This window comes from Ligilactobacillus ubinensis (assembly GCF_024160875.1).
GTDB classification, from domain to species: Bacteria; Bacillota; Bacilli; order Lactobacillales; family Lactobacillaceae; genus Ligilactobacillus; species Ligilactobacillus ubinensis.
The window spans coordinates 32,883-53,809 of the sequence record NZ_JAIULA010000020.1; the positions used below are offsets into that span (position 1 = coordinate 32,883).

17 protein-coding genes are annotated in these 20,927 nt (G+C 34.3%); 7 read left to right on the top strand and 10 right to left on the bottom strand.

Features of this window, described 5'->3' with window-relative positions:
* Positions 1-234: 234 nt before the first annotated feature.
* Both LB941_RS09560 and serC read right to left on the bottom strand, forming a co-directional pair.
* A complete protein-coding gene (locus LB941_RS09560; protein ID WP_425270532.1) occupies positions 235-1,416 on the bottom strand; it encodes a phosphoglycerate dehydrogenase in 1,182 nt (393 codons plus the stop codon).
* Positions 1,417-1,418: 2 nt separating this feature from the next.
* Positions 1,419-2,507, bottom strand: a complete 1,089-nt coding sequence (gene serC / locus LB941_RS09565) for a 3-phosphoserine/phosphohydroxythreonine transaminase (RefSeq protein WP_253361583.1) — start codon at positions 2,505-2,507, stop codon at positions 1,419-1,421.
* 604 nt (positions 2,508-3,111) lie between these two features.
* On the opposite strand from serC, the gene LB941_RS09570 reads away from it, so the two are divergent.
* Positions 3,112-4,434, top strand: a complete 1,323-nt coding sequence (locus LB941_RS09570) for a C40 family peptidase (RefSeq protein ID WP_253361585.1) — start codon at positions 3,112-3,114, stop codon at positions 4,432-4,434.
* An 86-nt stretch (positions 4,435-4,520) separates the two neighbouring features.
* Here the strand turns inward: LB941_RS09570 and LB941_RS09575 are convergent, their stop codons facing one another.
* The 4 genes from LB941_RS09575 to LB941_RS09590 form a co-directional block, all read right to left on the bottom strand.
* Positions 4,521-5,327, bottom strand: coding sequence for a transporter substrate-binding domain-containing protein (locus LB941_RS09575; RefSeq protein WP_253361587.1), 807 nt, complete (start codon positions 5,325-5,327; stop codon positions 4,521-4,523).
* Between the two features lie 21 nt (positions 5,328-5,348).
* Positions 5,349-6,092, bottom strand: coding sequence for an amino acid ABC transporter ATP-binding protein (locus tag LB941_RS09580; RefSeq protein ID WP_253361589.1), 744 nt, complete (start codon positions 6,090-6,092; stop codon positions 5,349-5,351).
* A complete protein-coding gene (locus LB941_RS09585; RefSeq protein WP_253361591.1) occupies positions 6,089-6,799 on the bottom strand; it encodes an amino acid ABC transporter permease in 711 nt (236 codons plus the stop codon). Before LB941_RS09585 ends, LB941_RS09580 begins: the two co-directional genes overlap by 4 nt.
* Positions 6,800-7,087: 288 nt before the next feature.
* Complete coding sequence (locus tag LB941_RS09590) at positions 7,088-8,890, bottom strand: glycoside hydrolase family 13 protein (RefSeq protein ID WP_253361593.1); 1,803 nt, start codon at positions 8,888-8,890, stop codon at positions 7,088-7,090.
* 305 nt (positions 8,891-9,195) lie between these two features.
* On the opposite strand from LB941_RS09590, the gene LB941_RS09595 reads away from it, so the two are divergent.
* Positions 9,196-10,566: an NAD-dependent succinate-semialdehyde dehydrogenase gene (locus LB941_RS09595; RefSeq protein ID WP_253361595.1), complete on the top strand. Its 1,371-nt coding sequence runs from the start codon at positions 9,196-9,198 to the stop codon at positions 10,564-10,566.
* A gap of 161 nt (positions 10,567-10,727) precedes the next feature.
* A complete protein-coding gene (locus LB941_RS09600; protein ID WP_253361597.1) occupies positions 10,728-11,072 on the top strand; it encodes a hypothetical protein in 345 nt (114 codons plus the stop codon).
* A gap of 47 nt (positions 11,073-11,119) precedes the next feature.
* On the opposite strand, the gene LB941_RS09605 is transcribed toward LB941_RS09600, so the two are convergent.
* Positions 11,120-12,439, bottom strand: a complete 1,320-nt coding sequence (locus LB941_RS09605; RefSeq protein ID WP_253361599.1) for an MATE family efflux transporter — start codon at positions 12,437-12,439, stop codon at positions 11,120-11,122.
* Positions 12,440-12,511: 72 nt separating this feature from the next.
* Between LB941_RS09605 and LB941_RS09610 the strand changes: the two genes are divergently transcribed.
* Entirely contained in the window at positions 12,512-13,246 is a 735-nt protein-coding gene (locus LB941_RS09610; RefSeq protein WP_253361601.1) for a MerR family transcriptional regulator, read from the top strand.
* Positions 13,247-13,455: 209 nt separating this feature from the next.
* Here LB941_RS09610 and LB941_RS09615 read toward each other — a convergent pair whose 3' ends face one another.
* Both LB941_RS09615 and LB941_RS09620 read right to left on the bottom strand, forming a co-directional pair.
* Positions 13,456-13,878, bottom strand: a complete 423-nt coding sequence (locus LB941_RS09615) for a flavodoxin (RefSeq protein WP_253361603.1) — start codon at positions 13,876-13,878, stop codon at positions 13,456-13,458.
* 126 nt (positions 13,879-14,004) lie between these two features.
* Positions 14,005-15,954, bottom strand: a complete 1,950-nt coding sequence (locus LB941_RS09620) for a sucrose-specific PTS transporter subunit IIBC (protein ID WP_253361621.1) — start codon at positions 15,952-15,954, stop codon at positions 14,005-14,007.
* A gap of 279 nt (positions 15,955-16,233) precedes the next feature.
* Between LB941_RS09620 and LB941_RS09625 the strand changes: the two genes are divergently transcribed.
* The 3 genes from LB941_RS09625 (at position 16,234) to LB941_RS09635 (ending at position 19,873) form a co-directional block, all read left to right on the top strand.
* Positions 16,234-17,727, top strand: coding sequence for a sucrose-6-phosphate hydrolase (locus LB941_RS09625; RefSeq protein WP_253361605.1), 1,494 nt, complete (start codon positions 16,234-16,236; stop codon positions 17,725-17,727).
* A 27-nt stretch (positions 17,728-17,754) separates the two neighbouring features.
* The gene (locus tag LB941_RS09630) at positions 17,755-18,747 is read left to right on the top strand and encodes a LacI family DNA-binding transcriptional regulator (protein WP_253361607.1); all 993 of its coding nucleotides are present in this window, start codon (positions 17,755-17,757) and stop codon (positions 18,745-18,747) included.
* Between the two features lie 208 nt (positions 18,748-18,955).
* Positions 18,956-19,873: a magnesium transporter CorA family protein gene (locus LB941_RS09635; protein WP_253361609.1), complete on the top strand. Its 918-nt coding sequence runs from the start codon at positions 18,956-18,958 to the stop codon at positions 19,871-19,873.
* Positions 19,874-19,943: 70 nt separating this feature from the next.
* Here the strand turns inward: LB941_RS09635 and LB941_RS09640 are convergent, their stop codons facing one another.
* Positions 19,944-20,696: a DUF975 family protein gene (locus LB941_RS09640; protein WP_253361611.1), complete on the bottom strand. Its 753-nt coding sequence runs from the start codon at positions 20,694-20,696 to the stop codon at positions 19,944-19,946.
* Positions 20,697-20,927: the final 231 nt, after the last annotated feature.

The following is a 20,927-nucleotide window of genomic DNA, read 5'->3' on the forward strand; positions in this document are numbered from 1 at the left end:
AAAAAATAGTTAGTTAGAGAATATTAACAACATAACTTGAATCCTTCAGACTTTTAGTTATCTGATTTACATCATCAAGTTCAACTATCTACTCTTGAGCGTACATTTTAGCACCAAATATTAGAGGATAACAAAAAGTCCGGAACCTTCGTCCCGAACTCTTCAGACATCAAACCTTGCAAACTAATTACTTGTTTAAATGCCCCTGCCAAGGTAACTATATCTTACCATATTCTATTGAAATGTTATGGGATTTTTTAAGATCCGAACACGGATAACTTCTGGAATCGTCATCAACTCAGTTCGAATTTCTTCAAATTGTTCTGTAGGAATTGCTGCCATATCAATAACTGTATACGCAATTTGCTCCCGGGAACGGTTAATCATATTATCAATATTAAGGTTATAGTTGGCTAAAATTGTTGTAATCCGTCCAACCATATTAGGTACATTACGGTGAATTAATGTTAATCTTAATGGTGCTTCAAAGGGCATGTCAACACTAGGAAAATTAACTGAATTGTTAATATTACCTGTTTCTAAATATCTACGTAGTGTTTGTGCAGCCATTCTAGCTCCATTCACTTCTGCTTCTTCTGTTGTTCCACCTAAATGTGGCGTTACAATAACTTTTTTATTTGCTGCCAAAGCAGGTGTCCCAAAGTCCGTCATAAATTGGCTTATTTTTCCTGCATCAAGAGCACGCAAGACGGCCGCATCATCAACAATTCCACCACGTGAATAATTTAATAGCACTGCCCCATCTCGCATTTGTTCAATTTGTTTAGCACCAATTAAATTATGGTTACGATCAGTATACGGAATATGTATAGTTACAAAATCACTTTGTTCTAATAATTCTTCTAATGTCTCTGCTCGTGGAATATCACTTGATAGCTGCCATGCATGTTCAACCGAAATATAAGGATCATAACCGATAACTTTCATGCCTAAATCTGCAGTTGCCTTAGCCACCCGTGACCCAACTGAGCCTAAACCAACTACCCCGATTGATTTACCTAACAACTCAGTTCCAGCGAAATGATCCTTACCTTTTTCTGTTTGTAAAGAAACATCTGCCCCACCTAACTTATGTGCCCAATTTATTGCTGGCACAACTGGCCGAGAAGCTAGTAAGAGCATCGCTACAATCAACTCTTTTACTGCATTAGCATTTGAACCTGGTGTATTAAAAACAACTGTTCCCATATCAGTTGCAGTAACCAACGGAATATTATTAACTCCTGCTCCTGCTCTTGCAATTGCTAATATGTTAGTTCCAAATGGTGTCTTGTGCATATCTTGGCTTCTAATCAACAATGCATCTGGTCGTTGACTCTGGTTGATTGTGTATATTTTCTTAGGAAATTCTGCTAATCCTTCTTCAGCTATTACATTATACGTTTTAATATCCATTATTATTTATTGTCCCCCACTGTTTGTTCAAATTGTTCCATAAATCTAACTAATTCCTGTACCCCTTCAAGCGGAAATGCGTTATATAGACTAGCACGCATTCCACCAACTAAACGATGTCCCTTTAAATTTAAAAGACCATTCTCAGTCGCTTGTGCAACAAATCGTGCATCTAAAGCTGCGTCTCCCGTCACAAATGGAATATTTGTTGTCGAACGATCTGTTTTTTTAGCTACAGCAGCTTTGAATAATTTTGAATTATCTAAATAATCATACAAAACTTGTGCTTTTTGCTCGTTTAATTTTTGTATAGCATCTACTCCACCAAGTTCAAGTAGCCATTTGAACACCAGACCTGCTGTATAAATAGCAAATACAGGTGGTGTATTAAGTGCTGATTTTTTAGTAACTTGTTTCGCATAATCTAACATAGAAGGTAACCCTGAGACTTGTCCAATCAAGTCATGTCTTACAATAACTACGGTTAACCCTGCTGGTCCAATATTTTTTTGCGCTCCCGCATACACCAGCCCAAAATCGCGAATATTATATTTCTGGCCTAAAATATTCGAAGACATATCTCCAACTAATAGATTATTTTCTACATCCGGTAATTGACAATACATCGTTCCTTCTATCGTATTATTTGTAGTAATATGCACATAATCATATTTTTGATTCAAAGCTATTTCTTGTGGTAATTGCGTATAATCACTATTCGCACCACTAGCTATAATATTAATTTCTTTACCAACTAATTTTGCTTCTTCGGCCGCTCTTTGTGACCAATGTCCTGAATCTATTAAGCCTATGCAATTAGCTTTATTTGCTAAGTTCAAAGGAACAGCTGTAAACTGCAAAGTAGCTCCACCTTGTTGAAATAAAACATCATAATTTGCAGGAATATCCATCAAAGTACGTAAATCAGCTTCTGCTTCTTGTACCATATCTGTGTAAAGAGAGGAGCGGTGACTAATCTCCAGTACACTCATGCCACTATTTTGAAACGACAACAACTCACTTTGTACTTTTTTGATAACTGATGTCGGCAACACCGCCGGTCCAGCTGCAAAATTATAAATACGTGTCACTATCTCCACTTCTTTCTCTTAAAATATTCTCACAAAACTAACATTTTCTCATTCTAAACATTTGTCTTGCTCTTTAAATATAGCCTATCTGACTTTCAACTGCAATATTTAATCTTATTTTCATATTATAAATTTTATAAACTATTTAGTATATTCCTATTTGATTAGTATGTCTATTTTTAAATGGTGGTAGACTGTAAACATTGTATAATCGCTTTTAATATTTTTGTAACATTACAATTAATATATTTATATATTTTGCTAAAATTCAAAAAGCATATTTCCCTATTCTATTAACATTTTATTGTCACTTTAAAACTTTAATTTTGCGTAACATTATCGTAATAATTTAAAAAATAAATATTAGTTATTCTACTCACCCTTGAATTAAAGAATCCCTTTGCTACAGCATTACAACAAAATATTTCTTGTTAATAAAAACTTATATTACTTTAAAAAGTGTTTATATATAAGCCATAGTCTCTACTTTATTACAAAACCACATATTTTGTAACACTTTTTGAACCCTAATGCAATATAAAAAAGATACAATAAGGTTACAGTCATGATTAAAGAATCTAATAATATTGGGAGTGAATTTAATTTGAATAATACAACAAAAAAACTTTTAGTTGGTACAGTAGGTGCGGCTGGTTTATTCTTAGCATCATCAACTACTGCAAATGCCGATACAACATATAAAGTTGTCAAAAGCGATTCCGTGTGGGCTTTGTCTCAAAAATACGGTGTCTCAATTAAGTCAATCGAAACTTCAAATAATGTAAATCAATCAACTCATTTAATTACAGTAGGTCAAACATTAACAATTCCTACAACTTCTTCTGATACAACATCATCTTCGACAACTTCTTCTGATACAACACAAGTTACAGTTGCCAGTGGTGATTCCTTATGGAAGCTTGCACAAGAATACAATACAACAGTTGCTGCCTTGCGTGAGTTAAATGGACTCTCAGAAGATACAACATTAATTCACGTTGGTGACGTTTTAAAAGTTAGCGGTACAAGCACAACTTCAACAGCTTCTACAGCTTCTGAAACAACATCAACCGCTTCTACTGCTACATCAACCGCTTCTGAAACAACTTCTACTGCTGCTTCTACTGCTGCAACAAGTAGTTCTGTAGCTAGTTCTTCTGCAACAACTACAGATAGTAGTTCTTCAAGCGCCTATGTTTCATCTAACCATGTTACATATACTGTTGAATCTGGTGATTCATTATATACAATTGCTCAAGAATATGGTGTTACAGTCGCTTCATTGCGCGCTGCTAACTCATTGGGTTCATCTTTGCAGGTAGGACAAACATTAACTATCAATGATCCTACAAAGACACCTTCAACAACAACAGATACTACAAGTGCTGCTACAACAAGCTCTAGTTCAACAACTACCGCTACTGCAGCAGATACTGCTACAACAAGTACAGCTGCTACTTCAAGTTCCAGTTCTGTTGCAAGTTCATCAAAAGCTTCTAGTTCGTCAACTACTGCAACAACAACTTCTTCATCGACAACTAGTTCTACTTCTACATCATCTGTTTCAGGCAGTTCAATCGTATCATACGCTGAAACATTGACAGGTATTCCATATCTATATGGTGGAACGACAACTTCAGGATTTGACTGCTCTGGCTTTACACAATATGTATATGCACACTTTGGTATTAGTTTACCACGGACTGCAGCATCTCAATCATTAGTTGGAACATCTATGTCAGTTTCTTCAGCTAAAGCTGGTGACTTATTGTTCTGGGGTTCTAAAGGATCATCATATCACGTAGGTATCTACATTGGCGGTACTTCTTATATTGCTGCTCCAACAAGTGGCGAATCAGTTAGCGTCAAGAGTTACCAATATTATCAACCAACTTTTGCTGTTCATGTAAGTGGTGTTAATAACTAATTTGTTAACTTAATAACAAGCTATTACAAAAAAAGCTAGTAGAATCAATTGATTCTGCTAGCTTTTTTTCACTATATCTACTTTAGTTATGGTTTTTTAGTTATATCTTCTCCAAAATATTTCTTTGACAGTTTTTTCAATGTTCCATTACTACGTAATGTCTTAAGTGCTTTATTAATTCGCTTTTGCAATTTTGTATTGTTTTTATTAAGTAATGCTGAAACCTTAACTGGTGCAACCTGTTTTGATAAATCCTTAAAGTTAAGATCACTAGTTTTATTAGATTTAGCATATGCATAATAAGCTTCAGCTGAATTAATTGTCCCGTCAACCCGGCCTTGACGAATTAGAGATAAGCTTGTTGAAAACTCTCCAGATGAAACAATTTTGGCTCCATATTTTTTAGCTAAAATTGCATTATTAGTCCCAGTCCCCTCTGCAAAAGTTTTATTCTTTATTTTATTGATATTTGTTATCTTTGCTTTCTTTGGAGTAATTAAAGCATAGCGAGAATAAATATATGGATTTGAGAAAATATAGTTTTTCTTTCTTTCAGCTGTTTCCGTAATATTATTTAAAACTACATCATATTTTGAAGCACCCACACCAGCAATTAAAGAATCCCATTTAGTTGGAACAAATTTAGCTTTTAAGCCCAATTGCTTAGCCAAAGCTTTACCTAAATCCACTTCAAAGCCCGTTAATTTCCCATTTGCTCGGTATGAGTAAGGTTTATACGTGCCTTCTAGTCCAATTGTTAATTCACTTTTGTTGACTAAATTTCCACTATATGTAGCTGCATCTGCCTTCTGTCCTGCCTCTGTTAATACTGTTGCAACTAATACAGTTCCTAAAACTAACCCCGTTCTTAATAATACTTTTTTGAAATTCATAACAATACCTTCTCTTTACTTTTAATTTTCAAATGTCATTGATGAGATAAATTGACTAATTCTCGCGTTCCTAGTATCTGGATCAAAAAAATTTTCAACAGACCCATCATAGATAATATTTCCTTCTTCAACAAAAATAATTTTGTCTGCTACCCTTTTAGCAAATGCCAGATTGTGTGTAACAATAACCATTGATTGCTGTTCCTTAGCAATTTGTAATAAGACTTTCAAAACTTCTAATTCTAACTCTGGATCAAGCGCCGAAGTTGGTTCGTCTAATAATATATACTCTGGGTTCATTGCCAATGATCTTGCAATTGCAACTCGTTGCGCCTGTCCTCCAGATAGTTGCTCAGGATAAGCATTTGCTTTATCTGATAAACCAACTTTTATCAATAATTCCTTTGCTTGTTTTATTGCAAATGGTCTTTTCTTTTTTAAAACTTGGATTGGTCCTTCAATAATGTTTTCCAAAACTGTAAAATGTGGAAATAAATTATAGCTTTGAAAGACCATCCCAGTTTTTTGCCTTATATAAAATAAATCGTTTTTACTAATCTCTTTAGAAAAGTCAATCTGCAAATCATCAAAATCATATGTACCCGTTTCTGGTTTTTCGAGTATATTTAAAGAACGTAATATTGTTGATTTCCCCGAGCCAGACGGACCGACTAATACTGTCACTTTCCCTCTAGGAAAATCTAGCGAAATATTTTTTAAAACCTGATGACTACCAAATGTTTTGTTTACCTGCTCTAATTTCATCTACTTTCACTTCCTCTTTTAACATGACTTGCATTTAATTTTTTCTCTAGCTTTCCTTGCAACCATGATAAAATAGTACAAAAAATTGCATATACTACAGCAACCAATGAATACATTAATAACGGTTCGTAATTTTCAGCCGCAATCTGTTGACTAACTTCAAACATCTCAACAATTGTTATAGATGCAGCTAACGATGTATCTTTCACCAGACTAATAAAACTATTAGCTAACGGTGGGACTGAAACACGCAATGCTTGGGGTAAAATAATTCGCTTTAGCGTTTGTGTCCTTGTCATTCCTATAGATGCGGCTGCTTCCCATTGACCTGATGGCACTGATTCTATTGCTGCTCTTATAGTTTCTGAAGCATATGCACCTGTATTTAATGAAAACGTTAGAACACCCGCCATAAAAGGATCTAGTTTAATTCCTTCTGGTGTTAACCCCTTGATTTTTAAATATGGCAGTCCAAAATAAACAATAAACAATTGAACTAACAATGGTGTTGAACGAAACAACCATACATAAAATCTAAAAAAAAGCTTTATTACTATATTAATCCCTTTAGTAGCTGATAATCTTATTAAAGCTGTTACTAATGCTAATGCTAAGCCAATAAAAAAAGAAATTAACGCTAACGGAATTGTATATTTAAACCCAGCTTCCAAAATTTGGGGTAAAGATGTACTAATAGTATTCCACATGAGATTTACCTCCTTTTTAAAAATTAGATATAAAAAAGACGAAATCCCAAAAAGATTTCGTCTTATCCGCACCTCAATTTTAGCTACATTATATCCTTGCCAAAAAAGTGGACCGTCTAAGACGAGCTCCACAGCAACACATACTTTGATTTTTTGTAATCAACAATGTATTCATGACAAATTATCCTCACTAAAAATTAGTTATATATCTATTTTATATAGCCTAACGAAGATACACAAAAATGTCAAGCCTGATTCTCATATAATGTTTAATGTATTCTATCATCTTTACGCTTCGATTATTACAAACCCATATTGCCCCAAACGGTCTTCACCAGTTACCATATTCTGGCTTAAAATTAATTTTGCTTTTTGAGGTAAAACAAATTTAATACTGCTATACCCTAAATTAAAAAGTGCAAAAATACGTTTTCCGCCTAAAGAGCGGGTAAAACTAAAATAGTCATATTTACTACTGTATTGACCCCATTCGTACCGACCATCATTCAATAAATCACTATATTTTTTTCTAAATTCAATTAGTATCTGTAAAAAGCGCAACATCGTCTTGTCTTGCTCCTTAACATTCCATTGCATACATGCTCGATTGGCAGGTATATTTTCTCCCTTTAACCCAAGCTCTGTTCCATACAACAAGACAGGACTTCCAGTTTGCATAAATAAATATGCTATCATTGCCCGCATTAACTTCTTATCGTCTTTACACTCGCTTAAAATTCGCGGTGTCTGTGGCGTATCCAAAGTTAATAACATTCCTTGATTTTTTTGCTTACAATAACGTAACATTTGCGTATTAACCGTTTCAATCAAGCTACCTACAGTTGTTTTTTTATTCAGAAAATAATCTTTAATAGTATTACTTAATGGATAATTCACACTACCATTAAAAAGTGTATCTTCCATTAAATTAAGATTCGTATCCTTGTTTTCACCGACTAAATAAAAATCCGGTTTAATTTGTCTGATTTTTTCATGTAGGTAGTTTCGAAATTCACTTGGAAATTCATCTGCTGTACTTATTTTCCATGCATCTATATCTAATAATTGAATCCAATAAGTTAAAACTTTGCAAATGTAGTCTTGCACGTCTATCGAATGCAAATTAAGTTTAGGCAAGTGTGGGTCATTTGCAAACATTTCATAATTGGCATCTGGTGCATAATTAGGATCTGCACTTAATGTATACCGTACCGGAAACTTTTGTATCTTAAACCAATTAGCAAAGTGTGATTTTGATCCTGATTTGCGCACATCTTGCCATTGCAAACAAAAATCACTTATATGATCAAATGTCCCTTCCAACATGACGTGCATCCCACGATTATGCGCCGTATTGACAAGCTTTTTTAAGACTTCCTTATCGCCAAACGACGGGTCAACATTCCAAAAGTCAGCTGAATCATACTTATGGTTAGAATATGCTGTAAAGATTGGTGTTAAATCAAGTCCATTAATTCCCATATCTTGTAAATAGTCAAGATGATCTATAATACCTTGGAGATCACCACCAAAAAAGTTGGTTGCACTTGGTTCTTCACTATTCCATGCCAACGTTCCTGGTTTATCATTAGCTGGATTTCCATTCGCAAATCGATCTGGCATTATCTGATACCAAATAGTTTGTTTAACCCAACTAGGTAGACTAGCTACCTCTTTTGTGTCTAAATAGGGTGTTCTAAATCCCTGCACTTCACGAAAGGCTTCTTCAGTAAATAAAACTATTTTTCGAGCATCGTATAAAAGCTGTTCATTTTCTTTATCGAAAATTCTAAATACATATTCTAAATGTCTGCTCTTTGTAATCGGGATCGTCACTTGCCAGTAATCACTGATAACCCCACGAATATCGCGCGTCATCTCTTTAGTTTCATATTGCCAAATAACTTCGTTATGCTCATTTAATTTACGACTGTAAGGATCCCCATATAATAATTCCACGTGAGCAGCATCATTATGCTTCAAATGCAAAATTATTGTAAATTCCTTTTGATTAAGTGCATATGCCATCTCACTATTAGGATGATGATAAATTGCTGCTAATTCCATATCATTATTTTTTTGCAATTCCACAAAAATCACTTGAATTGCAAAATTCCTTTCTTAAAAATGTTCAATTTTTTTATCTCATATTGTGATTGACCTCACTTCTAACTATTTAGTTATTTATCACTAGTTAGAACACAATATATTCCTATACTTCAAGCGTATTCATTTTTGCTTCATTTAGCAAGTCTTTTTTACTGAATAAAAAAATTTTTAATTGTGTTGTTTTTCACTTTTTGGTAAGGACCAATTATAAAAAAGCAAGCCCCAACTCTTGTAATCGGATTCCTCGAAGAATATAATTAACTGTAGAAAAGTAAGGAGGAACTTTAATGGCTTATAAAACAACTTATCCATACACAAATGAAATCTTACATGAATTTGAGAATGCTACAGATACCGAACTTGAGCAAGCATTAGCTAATGGACATGCTCTTTACAAAAAATGGCGTGATGAAGATATCTCTGAAAGAAAAGCAATTCTTCATCAGGTGGCCACATTATTACGCAAAGACAAACGTAAATATGCTGAAGTAATGACAAAAGATATGGGTAAACTTCTCACAGAATCCGAAGGTGAAGTTGAACTCTGTGCTACTATCGCTGATTATTTTGCTGATAAAGCCGAAGAGTTTCTAAAACCTGTTCCTTTAGAAACTGCTGCTGGTTCTGCTTACTATTTAAAACAGGCAACTGGTGTTTTAGTTGCTGTAGAGCCTTGGAATTTCCCACTATATCAAATCATGCGTGTTTTTGCGCCTAACTTTATGGTTGGTAATCCAATGATTTTAAAGCATGCTTCAATCTGTCCTGCATCAGCTGCTGCCTTTGAAGATTTAGTGCTTGAAGCAGGCGCTCCTGTTGGTAGTTTCAAAAATCTCTTCATCAGTTATGATCAGGTTTCCAAAGCAATTGCAGACCCTCGCGTAGCTGGTGTTTGTTTAACTGGCTCTGAGCGTGGTGGCGCAAGTGTTGCTGCTGAAGCTGGTAAGAACTTGAAAAAATCATCGTTGGAACTTGGCGGAAATGATGCCTTCATTATCTTAGATGATGCTGATTGGGATGAAGTTAAAAAAACAATTCCAGCTGCTCGCTTATACAATGCTGGTCAAGTATGTACTTCTTCCAAACGTTTTATTGTCTTGGCAGATAAATATGAAGAATTTCTTGAAATAGCTAAAGAAGCTTTTTCTCAAGCTAAATGGGGTGACCCAATGGATCCCAAAACAACACTGGCACCTCTTTCGTCAGCTGCGGCTAAGCGCAAGGTCTTATCCCAAATTGATTTAGCTGTTGAAAATGGCGCAGATGTCGTTTATGGTAATGAACCAATTGATCATCCTGGATACTTTGTAATGCCTACTATTTTAACTAATATTACTAAAGATAATCCTATCTATAATCAAGAAATCTTTGGTCCTGTAGCTTCTGTCTACAAAGTTAACAGTGAAGAAGAAGCTATCGCCTTAGCTAATGATTCTAGCTACGGACTAGGCGGTACCGTCTTTAGTAGCAATCCTGAGCACGCTGCTAAAGTTGCTGCTAAAATAGAAACTGGTATGTCTTTCATCAACTCTGGCTGGGCTTCATTACCTGAATTGCCTTTTGGCGGTATCAAAAATTCCGGCTATGGTCGTGAAATGAGCCAAATTGGGTTTAACGCTTTTGTTAATGAACATCTCGTTTTCACACCTAATAAATAAAATTTTAACTAATTAACTGAGATTCAGATAAAATTCCCTTTTGCAAAACAAAACGCAAAGGGGAATTTTTGTCGTCGCTATTATTTATAAATTCACTTGACAATAGTCAACTAAAATCTATAATTAAATCAGCTTATAAGCCTTAGAATGGAGTGTTTACAATGAAAAAACCTTTGCTAAAGATTTTAGATATCTGTCTATCAATTACCTTTATCTTAATGATTTTTTGCTTTGCTTTTTTAACACTTACTTTTTTTGGCACACAACATGCAAAACTCGCCACTATTTTGATTTTAGTTTGTGTCGAAATCATACTTGGTCTTTCAGTTTACCGGCAACGACTCGCCCGTCCTGAAGCTAGAGGATTTAATGAACCTTTACTTATCCCCAAAACTATCTCCGGAATGGGTTGGTCTATTAATTCTTGTAATCCGCTTGGATTAGTTCTTAATATCTTGTTAGGAATTTCAATTTTATTCATAATTGGAAAAGTATTTCTTAGTTAATACTATTTAATTTAGTTGGCAGCTGTTTAATTCTAGTAGCCAACTTTTTATTTATTCGTTACTTTCAAATCAGTTTTTGCAAATTTGAAAATATAATAATAAGACAGCCCTAACATTAGAATTCGTGCTAATAATTCAGCACTCCAAAAAGCATTAGTTGCTAAAGGTTGTAATAAGATATATATTCCCATAACCTTTACTATCAATTCGCCTACATTACAATACAGGTATTCCTTCATATGCACCATGCTACGTAACAAACCTTCATTCAAAAATTTAAAGATGCTTACTAATTGAATTACATTAAACGCTACTAAATATGTTTTGAAAAACAAAAATGCCGGTTGATGTTCAGCAACATCAAAAAAAACACCCGCAATCATTGGTGCAATTAATACCGAAAGAATTGCCATTGTTCCGACATATCCCAAAGAATAAACAGCACACCATTTATAAGTTGCTTGAATTGCTTTTATTTTTTTAGCCGTCAGCATTTGCGCCCCCAAAATAGTCAATGTCTGCGCGAATCCAATTAAAACAATCCGTGCTAATTCCATTACCTTAGAAATTGCTACATAGCCAATAATTATTTCATTTCCAAAAGGATTGATCCAGGCCTGAACAAGTGTGATTGCAAAAGTAATCGCAAATTGTTGAAAAATGTAAGGTAAAGCTATCCGCATTATTTCAAATAGCTCTCCTTTTTCTAAATTAAGCTTAACTTCTGTCTTGTTTAAATATCCCTTCAATAATTTCAAAGTATACATCATGACAAGTGCTTGTGCTAAAACCGTTCCTAAAGCTGAACCTGCAACTGATAAATGACAAATTATAATAAAAAAGAGATTTAATATCAGGTTTAACCCGCTCGAGCCTAGTAGGAGATAAAAACTTTGTTTCGTTTTTTCATTGGCAATTAAAACTGCCCGGGCAATATCGTAAATGTAAATAAAGGGCAAGCCTATTAGATAGATCCTCCCATAAATTAAAGCGTATTGCATTAGATGTTTGGGTAAATTAATCCAGTTTAAAGCAAATGGAAAAATATAATAACCTAAAACTGCCATTCCAATTCCTGCAAGACCACCAATAAAAATAATATTTACCGCTTTTGCTGCCCAATTTTCTTGCTTACCAATTAATCTCGCAACTATAATCTCAACTGCCATTTCAAAACCACCAGATACAACTAAAAAAAGAATTACGATATTAGCTGCATTACCAACCGCAGCTAACTGATTTGCTCCAATAAAATTGCCTATTATTGCCATATCAACAACACTATACAGTTGTTGCACAAATAGTCCGCTAATAATAGGTATCGCAAAAAAAATGATGCGGCGGCGTAAAATTAATGACTCCTTCATTTTCTTACCTCTTTTCAAATGCTATACTATTTATAAACTATTCCCTAGGGTTATAGTCAAGGAGGAATTATTTTGGAAGAACTAACTAGCGGAGCATTTGCCAAACTATGCCATATCAGTAAAAAAACTTTATTTCTGTATGACAAGTTGGACTTGTTAAAACCCATCCGTATTGGAGAAAATAATTATCGTTACTATACCCTGGAACAAGCCGATCGTTTAAGTACGATTAAGTTATTACAGGAATTAGGCAGTAGCCTCACAGAAATTAGCAATTTTTTTAATCTACCGACATTAGAAAATAAAGCCGCCTTTTTGGCTACCCAACATCTCAAATTACAACAGAAACTCCACACTATTAATACGATGGATAAACAGTTAAACTTTTTAATCCACAGACTACATCATTTTGAAAAAATAGGTGAAAATACTTTCTTTACGGAAACTTTAACCGCTCCTGAGTATTACTTTGTTACTAAAATGGATCCTGGTTTCATCCTAAACTCACTTGATTATGGTATCCAATATGGTGTCCTTTTCAATGACAACAGCGATTCCAATAAACTCACTGTTTTTAAACAGGTTGCTTCCCAAAATGCCAATTATATTAAACCCATCGGTAACTACCTTTGCGTTTATAAAGTGCTCAAAAATGAAGAAATGACAACTAGTGTTCTAAATGTCAGGAAACAAATGCAAGCTATTGCTAAATTAGAAGGTCCGCTATACCAAGAAGATTACTGCAGCACAATCGCAGAGATAGATAACAAAGTTGTTATCAAATTTTCTTGTAAATTATCCAACTAAATGAGAGTAAGACAAAAAATAATTAGCTAGAGATCCTTGATGCCATGAAACAGATACCCTCTAGAGGGCGGGGTGCTTGGTTTACAAGGTTAAACGCGACTAACTGTCTTTGGATAAACATTTTAGCACCATATATTCATAAGCAAAAAGAGCCTAAGACTTTTGTCCTAGACTCAACCTGAGCTTACTTTTAACATATTGTTTCCCCACTAAATTTCACGTTTCTCAATTTTTACACCATGTTTTTGGGCTAACTCTGTAATCTCACACATAGTTGCACGTAACGGTTCTTCAATAACTTCAGAAAAAGGAATTACTGTCTTTCCTTCTAAATTGAAGGAACTAAAAAATGCATGCACAATCATTGGAATATGAGCACCAAAGACGGAAGGATACCCTAGATAGATCTCATTGTATTTTTTTAAATCGGGTATCTGCGTTTTTAGTTCTGGAACATGATGTAATCTAATCTCTTTTTCAATGGCAATCCTGCGCTCATCATATTTTTCTGGATATGGATTACGCGGCTCTAATCGAATTAGATCGGCATCTTTTTCATAGCATAAACGTTTAACTTCGCTGGCAACATTATCTGAAAACGAAAAATAAACAATCAATATATCCCTTGACATTTTAATCTTCTCCTTTCTTTATTCTAATTATATTTTAAAGCTTAAAGTCAAATTTATAAAGCAAAAAACAACTCTATCTTAAAAGAACTTACTTTTAAAAATAGAGTTGTTACTTTTACTACTATTCTATTGTATTGTTACTGCTACTAAATTATCACCATGTTTAACTTCTGTAACATTTACACGATCAACACTAGCATAATTTCCTGTATTTGTAACAACTACCATTACTGTTGGATCATATCCTGCTGCTTTTACTTGGGTTACATCGACAGTTCCCAACTTATCACCTTGCTTAACTTTTTGTCCTTGTTTTACAAAGCTTTCAAAATGGGCACCTTTTAAATTAACTGTATCAATTCCAATATGAATTAAAACTTCGGCACCATTATCTGACTTCAAGCCATAGGCATGTTTTGTTTCATATGCAACTGTTACTTCACCATCTACAGGCGCATATATTGTCCCATCAGTTGGTATAATCGCAGCACCATCACCCATTAATTTTGTTGAGAAGACTTGATCATTAACTTCGCTTAATGGTTGAACTGTGCCAGTAACAGGTGAAGCAATATCTTCATTAGCTACATCAGCTACTTGTGCTACCATCTCTTTTGCTACTTGTGTTTCTGAATTTGTTACACTTGCTGTTGCAATTGGACTTGTTGTTGCTACTTCAGGCTCTAATTGATCTTTATGTGCTTTACCATAGATAAAGGTAAGTGTAAACGCAACGGCAAAACTAATTAATTCACATACTATATAAATTGGAATCGACTTTGCATTAATTGACAAGAAACCAAGAAATGCAGCTGATCCTAATGAAACGGCAATTACATGTGTTAACCCTGCAAGTGCAGATGCAATTCCTGACCCAATTAAAGCACAGAAGAATGGGAAACGATATTTCAAGTTAACCCCAAACAAAGCTGGTTCTGTAATTCCCAAACAAGCAGATACCGTCGCTGATGAGGCAAGCCCCTTCATCTTCTTGTTTTTTGTTAACATAAAAATTGCAAAACATGCAGCCCCTTGGGCAACATTAGCCATTGAAGCTACAACGAAAATAAAATCACCATAACCTGTATGATTCTGGGTAAAAGCTGTTATTAATTGTGTTTCTATTGCTGGGAAAGCTTGATGTAATCCCGTTAAAACAATAGGCGAATATACTAAACCAAAAATACCTGTTCCGACAAAACCTAATGTATCATATAACCAAACAATTCCAGATGTAATTGCATCTGATAATCCACGCATAACTGGTCCAACAATAATAAATGTTAAAAAGCCAGTTACCATTAAAGAAATAAGTGGCGTAAATGTAAAGTCAACTGCAGCTGGCAATTTTTTATGCAACCATTTTTCTAAAACGGATAAAATATATACAGCTGCTAAAACAGGAATAACTTGATACTGATAGTTAGCTTGAGAAACTTGCATTCCAAAGATATTCCAGTACTTGCCATCAACTAAACCTGGTGTGGTCATAATCATCCCAACAGCAGCACCTAAAAAGCGATTAGCTCCAAAACGGTTCGCCGCCGATATACCAACTAAAATCGGCATAAAGATAAATGGCGCAGCGGACATAACTTGAATCATATCCGAAATGCCCTTAATTGCTGGATAAGTTGTCACTAATGCTTTAGGACCAAACAGACCTTCTGATGTTAAAAAGTTGTTCAAAGCCATTAATAAACCACCAGCAACCAAAGCTGGAATAATTGGAACAAAAATATCTGATAACAGTTTAATAAATGCCATGACCGGATTGAATTTTTGACCCTTAGCTGCTATCTGTTTTAGATCATCAGTTGAAGCCTCTGATAAACCAGTTTGCTTAATCAATTCATCATAGACATAGTTAACGTCTCCAGGCCCAATGATGATTTGATATTGACCATTCGTTTTAAATGTTCCCTTGACATCATCTTGGTTATCTAATGCACCTTGATCAACCTTTCCATCGTCCTTTAAAACTAAACGCAAACGGGTTGCACAGTGCGCTGCCGCAACCATATTATCCCGTCCAACAGCTTGAATCACGTCAGAAGCAACTTTCTTATAATTCATTGCCATTATACAACACTCTCCTTTGATTGAAAAAATTCACTAAAAATAATTGCAATTGTAACCGATTCCGGTTATCTACAATTATTATGATAACGCATTCTCAAAATATGTCAATCGTTTATCACAAAATTTTATTAAAAGAATTATACTAACATATTAAACGCTGCTATACCAGATATAATTATTACTATAATATGTAGTTCGATTGACACAAAAACAATTTTGAGATAAAATTTAATAGGCAAGACAACGGTTTCATATCAAGGAGGAGCATATATAATGGAATGGACAAGGGAGAAGCGTTACCTACCATACAATCAATGGGACGCCGAAACATTACTGCAGCTTCAAGCGCAGGCAAATAATTCAAAATATCAGGTTAAATACCATATTCGACCTACATCAGGTCTTATAAACGACCCAAATGGTTTTTCTTATTATAATGGAAAATGGCATGTTTTTTATCAATCATACCCTTTTGGAGCAACACATGGTCTAAAATCTTGGGTACATATGCAATCAAGTGATTTAGTCCATTGGGAGAATTTAGGTTTGGCCCTTGGTGCTGACACAAAATATGATAGTCATGGTGCGTATTCTGGTTCAGCATTAGTGATTGATGAAAAGCTATTTTTAATGTATACCGGTAATGTACGTGATAAAAACTGGGCACGCTTTTCCTATCAAAATGGTGCTATACTAGACAAAGATGGACAAGTAACTAAGTTACCCGAACCATTGCTAACAGCGCCTAACCACGTAACAGAACATTTTCGTGATCCTCAGTTAATTAAACATCGGGATCAATACTATGTTTTTTTAGGTGCTCAAGATAAAACAACTTTAAGCGGTCAAGTTGCACTTTTTCGTTCTTCAGACTTACATAATTGGGATGATTTAGGTTATCTCGATTTTTCTGACGAAGTGATGGGCTATATGATTGAATGCCCTAATCTTGTTTTTGTAGATAACAAACCAGTACTTATTTTCTGTCCGCAAGGATTAGACCATGAAGTTAGTGCTTATGAAAACATCTACCCTAATATGTATATTGTAGGAGAACAACTTAAATTTGATGCAGCTAAAATGGAAACTAACCAAAAAAGCCCACTTAATTTAGATGCTGGCTTTGACGTATATGCTACCCAAGCTTTCAATGCCCCCGATGGTAAAACTTATGCGATTAGCTGGGTTGGCTTACCTGATATTGCCTATCCAACAGATACTGAAAACTGGGCAAATTGTTTTAGCCAGGTAAAACAACTTTCACTTGCTGAGGATGGAACTTTAATTCAACGTCCCGTACCCGAAATGGCAAATTTGCGTCATAACGGGGTAAATATCCGTACATCATCTGCTATCAATAATGTTCAAGTAGTTCAAGATACTGCTGGACAACAATTTGAACTTAAAGTAACTATAGCTGCCAACCAGGTTGGTACTTTACATTTAGCAGCTAACTCCAATCTTAGCGAAAGTCTTAAACTAGTTTTTTCAACCGATTGTGATGCTCGTTTGACAGTTGACCGAACCACAGCTGGTATACAATATGCAACTGAATATGGTACAACTCGTGCTGTAGATCTTGTTGCTAATGAAAGTTTAGACCTTGATATTTTCATTGACGGATCCTTATTTGAGATTTTTATTAATGGTGGTCGTCAAGTAGTTACTGGGCGTTTTTTTGCCCCTACTTCAAATACCAAAGTTGCTTTTACTAGCACAAAAGCACTTGGATATTCTGGTACATACTGGCAAATCGAGCATATCTAATTCTATAGAATATGAGAGGTACTAGCTATGCGACCAAAATTAACCGACGTGGCCAAACGTGCAGGTGTTTCATCTACAACTGTTTCACGTGTTATTAATAACTATGGTTATCTCAGCCAAAAAACCAAAGATAAAGTTTTTGCAGCCATGCATGACTTAAATTATCAACCCAATTCTTTAGCACGTTCCTTACATGGTAAAAGTACCAAACTAATTGGAGTCATTTTCCCTTCAATTACTAATCCATTTTTTGCGGAGCTTGTTGAACAAATTGAAAATAAGTTTTTCAATGCCGGTTACAAAGTAATCCTATGTAATTCTGCTGATAACAAAGAAAAAGAACGTGCCTATATCCGAATGTTAATTGCTAACCAAGTGGATGGCATTATTACGGGCGCACATAATCTTGGGATTGATGAATATAATAAAGTCGGACTTCCGATTGTATCTTTTGACCGTAAACTTTCTGAACAAATACCTATTGTGAGTTGCGACAATTATCAAGGTGGTTGGATTGCAACTGAAGAATTATATCATGCTGGTTGTAAACATATTTATTTTTTAGGTAGTGCTATGCGCAAGGGCCATCCAACTGATTATCGTTTGAACGGTTATCAAGATGCTATCAAAAAACTTGATTTAACCGCCCACGTTCATTCTGTTGCTTTTTCAGAATCTGCAACAATAAAATCAGTATCAATTCGAAAATTGCTCGAAACACATAATCCTGATGGTATTATGTGCACAGATGATCTTACTGCCGTCTTAGTTTTACAAATGGCCCAAAAGCTAAATATCCGTGTTCCTCAGGATTTAAAAGTAGTTGGCTTTGACGGTACAAAGTTTATTCAAGATTATCATCCTGAATTATCAACAATAGCTCAACCAATCCCAGATATTGCAGCTTTGCTTGTTAATCTTTTACAACAACGTATCGCAGAACCAGATAAAAAACTATCTCAAACTCAATATGTTTTACCTGTAAAATTCATTCGTAGTTCTTCAACATTTAGATTGTAGTATTATATTGACACATTAAATTTTAAGAAGAGAAATCCTCTTCTTTTTTTGTATTCTATATATAACACGATTTACCATCATTTGACCCTAAACTTATTAGAAATAAACTGAAGCATAAAAATGAACATGTTTCAAACTATATAAATCAATTTAACAAATTAATATGGTAAAATAACGTTAGACTAGCTTAATGATGGAGGATATTGATGTGATCACAAGACAGGAAATTAATGGTAAGGCACCTCTAAATTACAACTGGTTTGATGTTACTGAACTTGATGACAACGATGTAAGTCAACTAAAGCGCTTATTTCGTTTTACTCCTGAAATAATTGGTTATGTTTCAGATAAGCAAGAACGTCCTCGTTATGACTACGACAGTCATACCCAAAGCGAATTAGTAGTGTATGATGTTCCATTATGGCCAAATACTGATACTGCACATTTTACTACTAGACCAATTATTTTTTTGCTACAAGGTACTACAATTTTTACATTTCATACCAATGAAACAGCCTATGTTTTTGAGCAATTTAAGCATGATAGTATTAAAGATATCAAAAGTACAACTGAATTTATAATGACATTTTTATTACATGCTGCAAAATACTTCAATCAAGCACTGGATAAATTAAATAATGAGCGCAATCAACTAGATAAAAACTTGAATAATACTATTATCAATAAGGATTTGCGTAAACTTGCCCAAATAGAGAAAAGCTTAGTTTATCTTGCTAGCAGTATTAAAACAAATCTAATGATGCTAGAAAGTTTACGACATACCCCGCTAACATCTCAAATAACTAAAGAAGCCCAAGAAAAGCTAGATGATATTTTAATTGAAACAGAACAGTCTTCACGAATGGCACAAATTTCTAATGAAGTTACTGAAAAGATATCTACAACTTCTAATAACATTTTGAACAATAACTTAAATGATATTATGAAGTTTTTGACAGGATGGTCTCTTCTTTTAACTATTCCAACCATTATTACAGGTTTTTATGGTATGAACGTAAAACTCCCACTGGAAAGTACTCCACTAGCATGGATTACGATAACTCTATTAACTACTTTTTTCATGCTAGGGCTATATATATACCTTAAACATAATGATTTTCTATAATAAAAAATATCGTTACTAAGAAATCAGCTTTTAAAAACGCATCTCTTAGTAACGATATTTCTATTGTGCTTTAGTTGTTTGTGTTAAAAACTGTTGATGTAAATTTATCTTCTGCTAATCCACGATAAAATTCTGCATAAACAGCGGATTTATATGGTATGAACCATAAAAAGCCAATACCTAATGTTAATACAGATAAAATAGCCCAGCCTAATAAGCTCAACTGTAATACAAATAATTCTATCTTATGTCCATCCATTAATTTCCGACTCTCAGTTACATAATCTAAATAATTCATATCTTCACTTCGACCACTTGTAACACAATCTTTGTAAATAAAATAAGTTTGAGAATAGCTATAACGTTTGATTATTCCAGGAATTATAAATAATAATGTCCATAATATAGTAAAAATATATTGAATAATATATAGAACTAGACACCCAACAAAATATTCTTTAGAAAAAACACTAAACATACCTTTAATAACTGAAAAAGAACTATCCTTTGTTCTTAACCAATCCAAAAATGTAAAACTAATACCTGTTACAATTAATGTTGCAATAATTGTAACACCCGTATTTACTGTGAAATTCAATCCCGAAGATCCCTGAGAATTATTATCAGCAATTGTGTGTACAAAATTACCTGTAGACGAAACGTCCGACATTAATAGTTTAAAAATTAAACCAATGACAGCTGTCAACCCAATTGAAGCTATTATCATTGGTATACTTTCTAGTAAAGTAAGATTTATTGCTTTACCCCATCTTCCTTTAAAGGTCTGGCGCACTTCACGTTTCATCTCTTTGCGTGTTTTCATAAAATTAGTCCCCCTTTTTATTCTCCATTATATCGTACTTCTAAATAAAATGTAATCACTCTATTACAGTATTCATTTCATAAATAGATATAAAATTTGTTATCTTAAAATAAAAGACCTCTATAATAACAACTATAGAGGTCTTTTATTTAAAGTGCACGGCAACGTCCTACCCTCGCAGGAGGCGATCCTCCAACTACTCTCAGCGCTATGAAGCTTAACTTCTGTGTT

Bases quoted from the DNA above. Each gene is read 5' to 3' on its own strand.
- LB941_RS09625 (WP_253361605.1), top strand. From the start codon at position 16,234: ATGGAATGGACAAGGGAGAAGCGTTACCTACCATACAATCAATGGGAC.
- LB941_RS09595 (WP_253361595.1), top strand. From the start codon at position 9,196: ATGGCTTATAAAACAACTTATCCATACACAAATGAAATCTTACATGAA.
- LB941_RS09585 (WP_253361591.1), bottom strand. From the start codon at position 6,799: ATGTGGAATACTATTAGTACATCTTTACCCCAAATTTTGGAAGCTGGG.
- LB941_RS09580 (WP_253361589.1), bottom strand. From the start codon at position 6,092: ATGAAATTAGAGCAGGTAAACAAAACATTTGGTAGTCATCAGGTTTTA.
- LB941_RS09620 (WP_253361621.1), bottom strand. From the start codon at position 15,954: ATGAATTATAAGAAAGTTGCTTCTGACGTGATTCAAGCTGTTGGACGG.
- LB941_RS09615 (WP_253361603.1), bottom strand. From the start codon at position 13,878: ATGTCAAGGGATATATTGATTGTTTATTTTTCGTTTTCAGATAATGTT.
- LB941_RS09640 (WP_253361611.1), bottom strand. From the start codon at position 20,696: ATGAAAACACGCAAAGAGATGAAACGTGAAGTGCGCCAGACCTTTAAA.
- LB941_RS09560 (WP_425270532.1), bottom strand. From the start codon at position 1,416: ATGGATATTAAAACGTATAATGTAATAGCTGAAGAAGGATTAGCAGAA.
- LB941_RS09575 (WP_253361587.1), bottom strand. From the start codon at position 5,327: ATGAATTTCAAAAAAGTATTATTAAGAACGGGGTTAGTTTTAGGAACT.
- LB941_RS09605 (WP_253361599.1), bottom strand. From the start codon at position 12,439: ATGAAGGAGTCATTAATTTTACGCCGCCGCATCATTTTTTTTGCGATA.
- LB941_RS09600 (WP_253361597.1), top strand. From the start codon at position 10,728: ATGAAAAAACCTTTGCTAAAGATTTTAGATATCTGTCTATCAATTACC.
- LB941_RS09630 (WP_253361607.1), top strand. From the start codon at position 17,755: ATGCGACCAAAATTAACCGACGTGGCCAAACGTGCAGGTGTTTCATCT.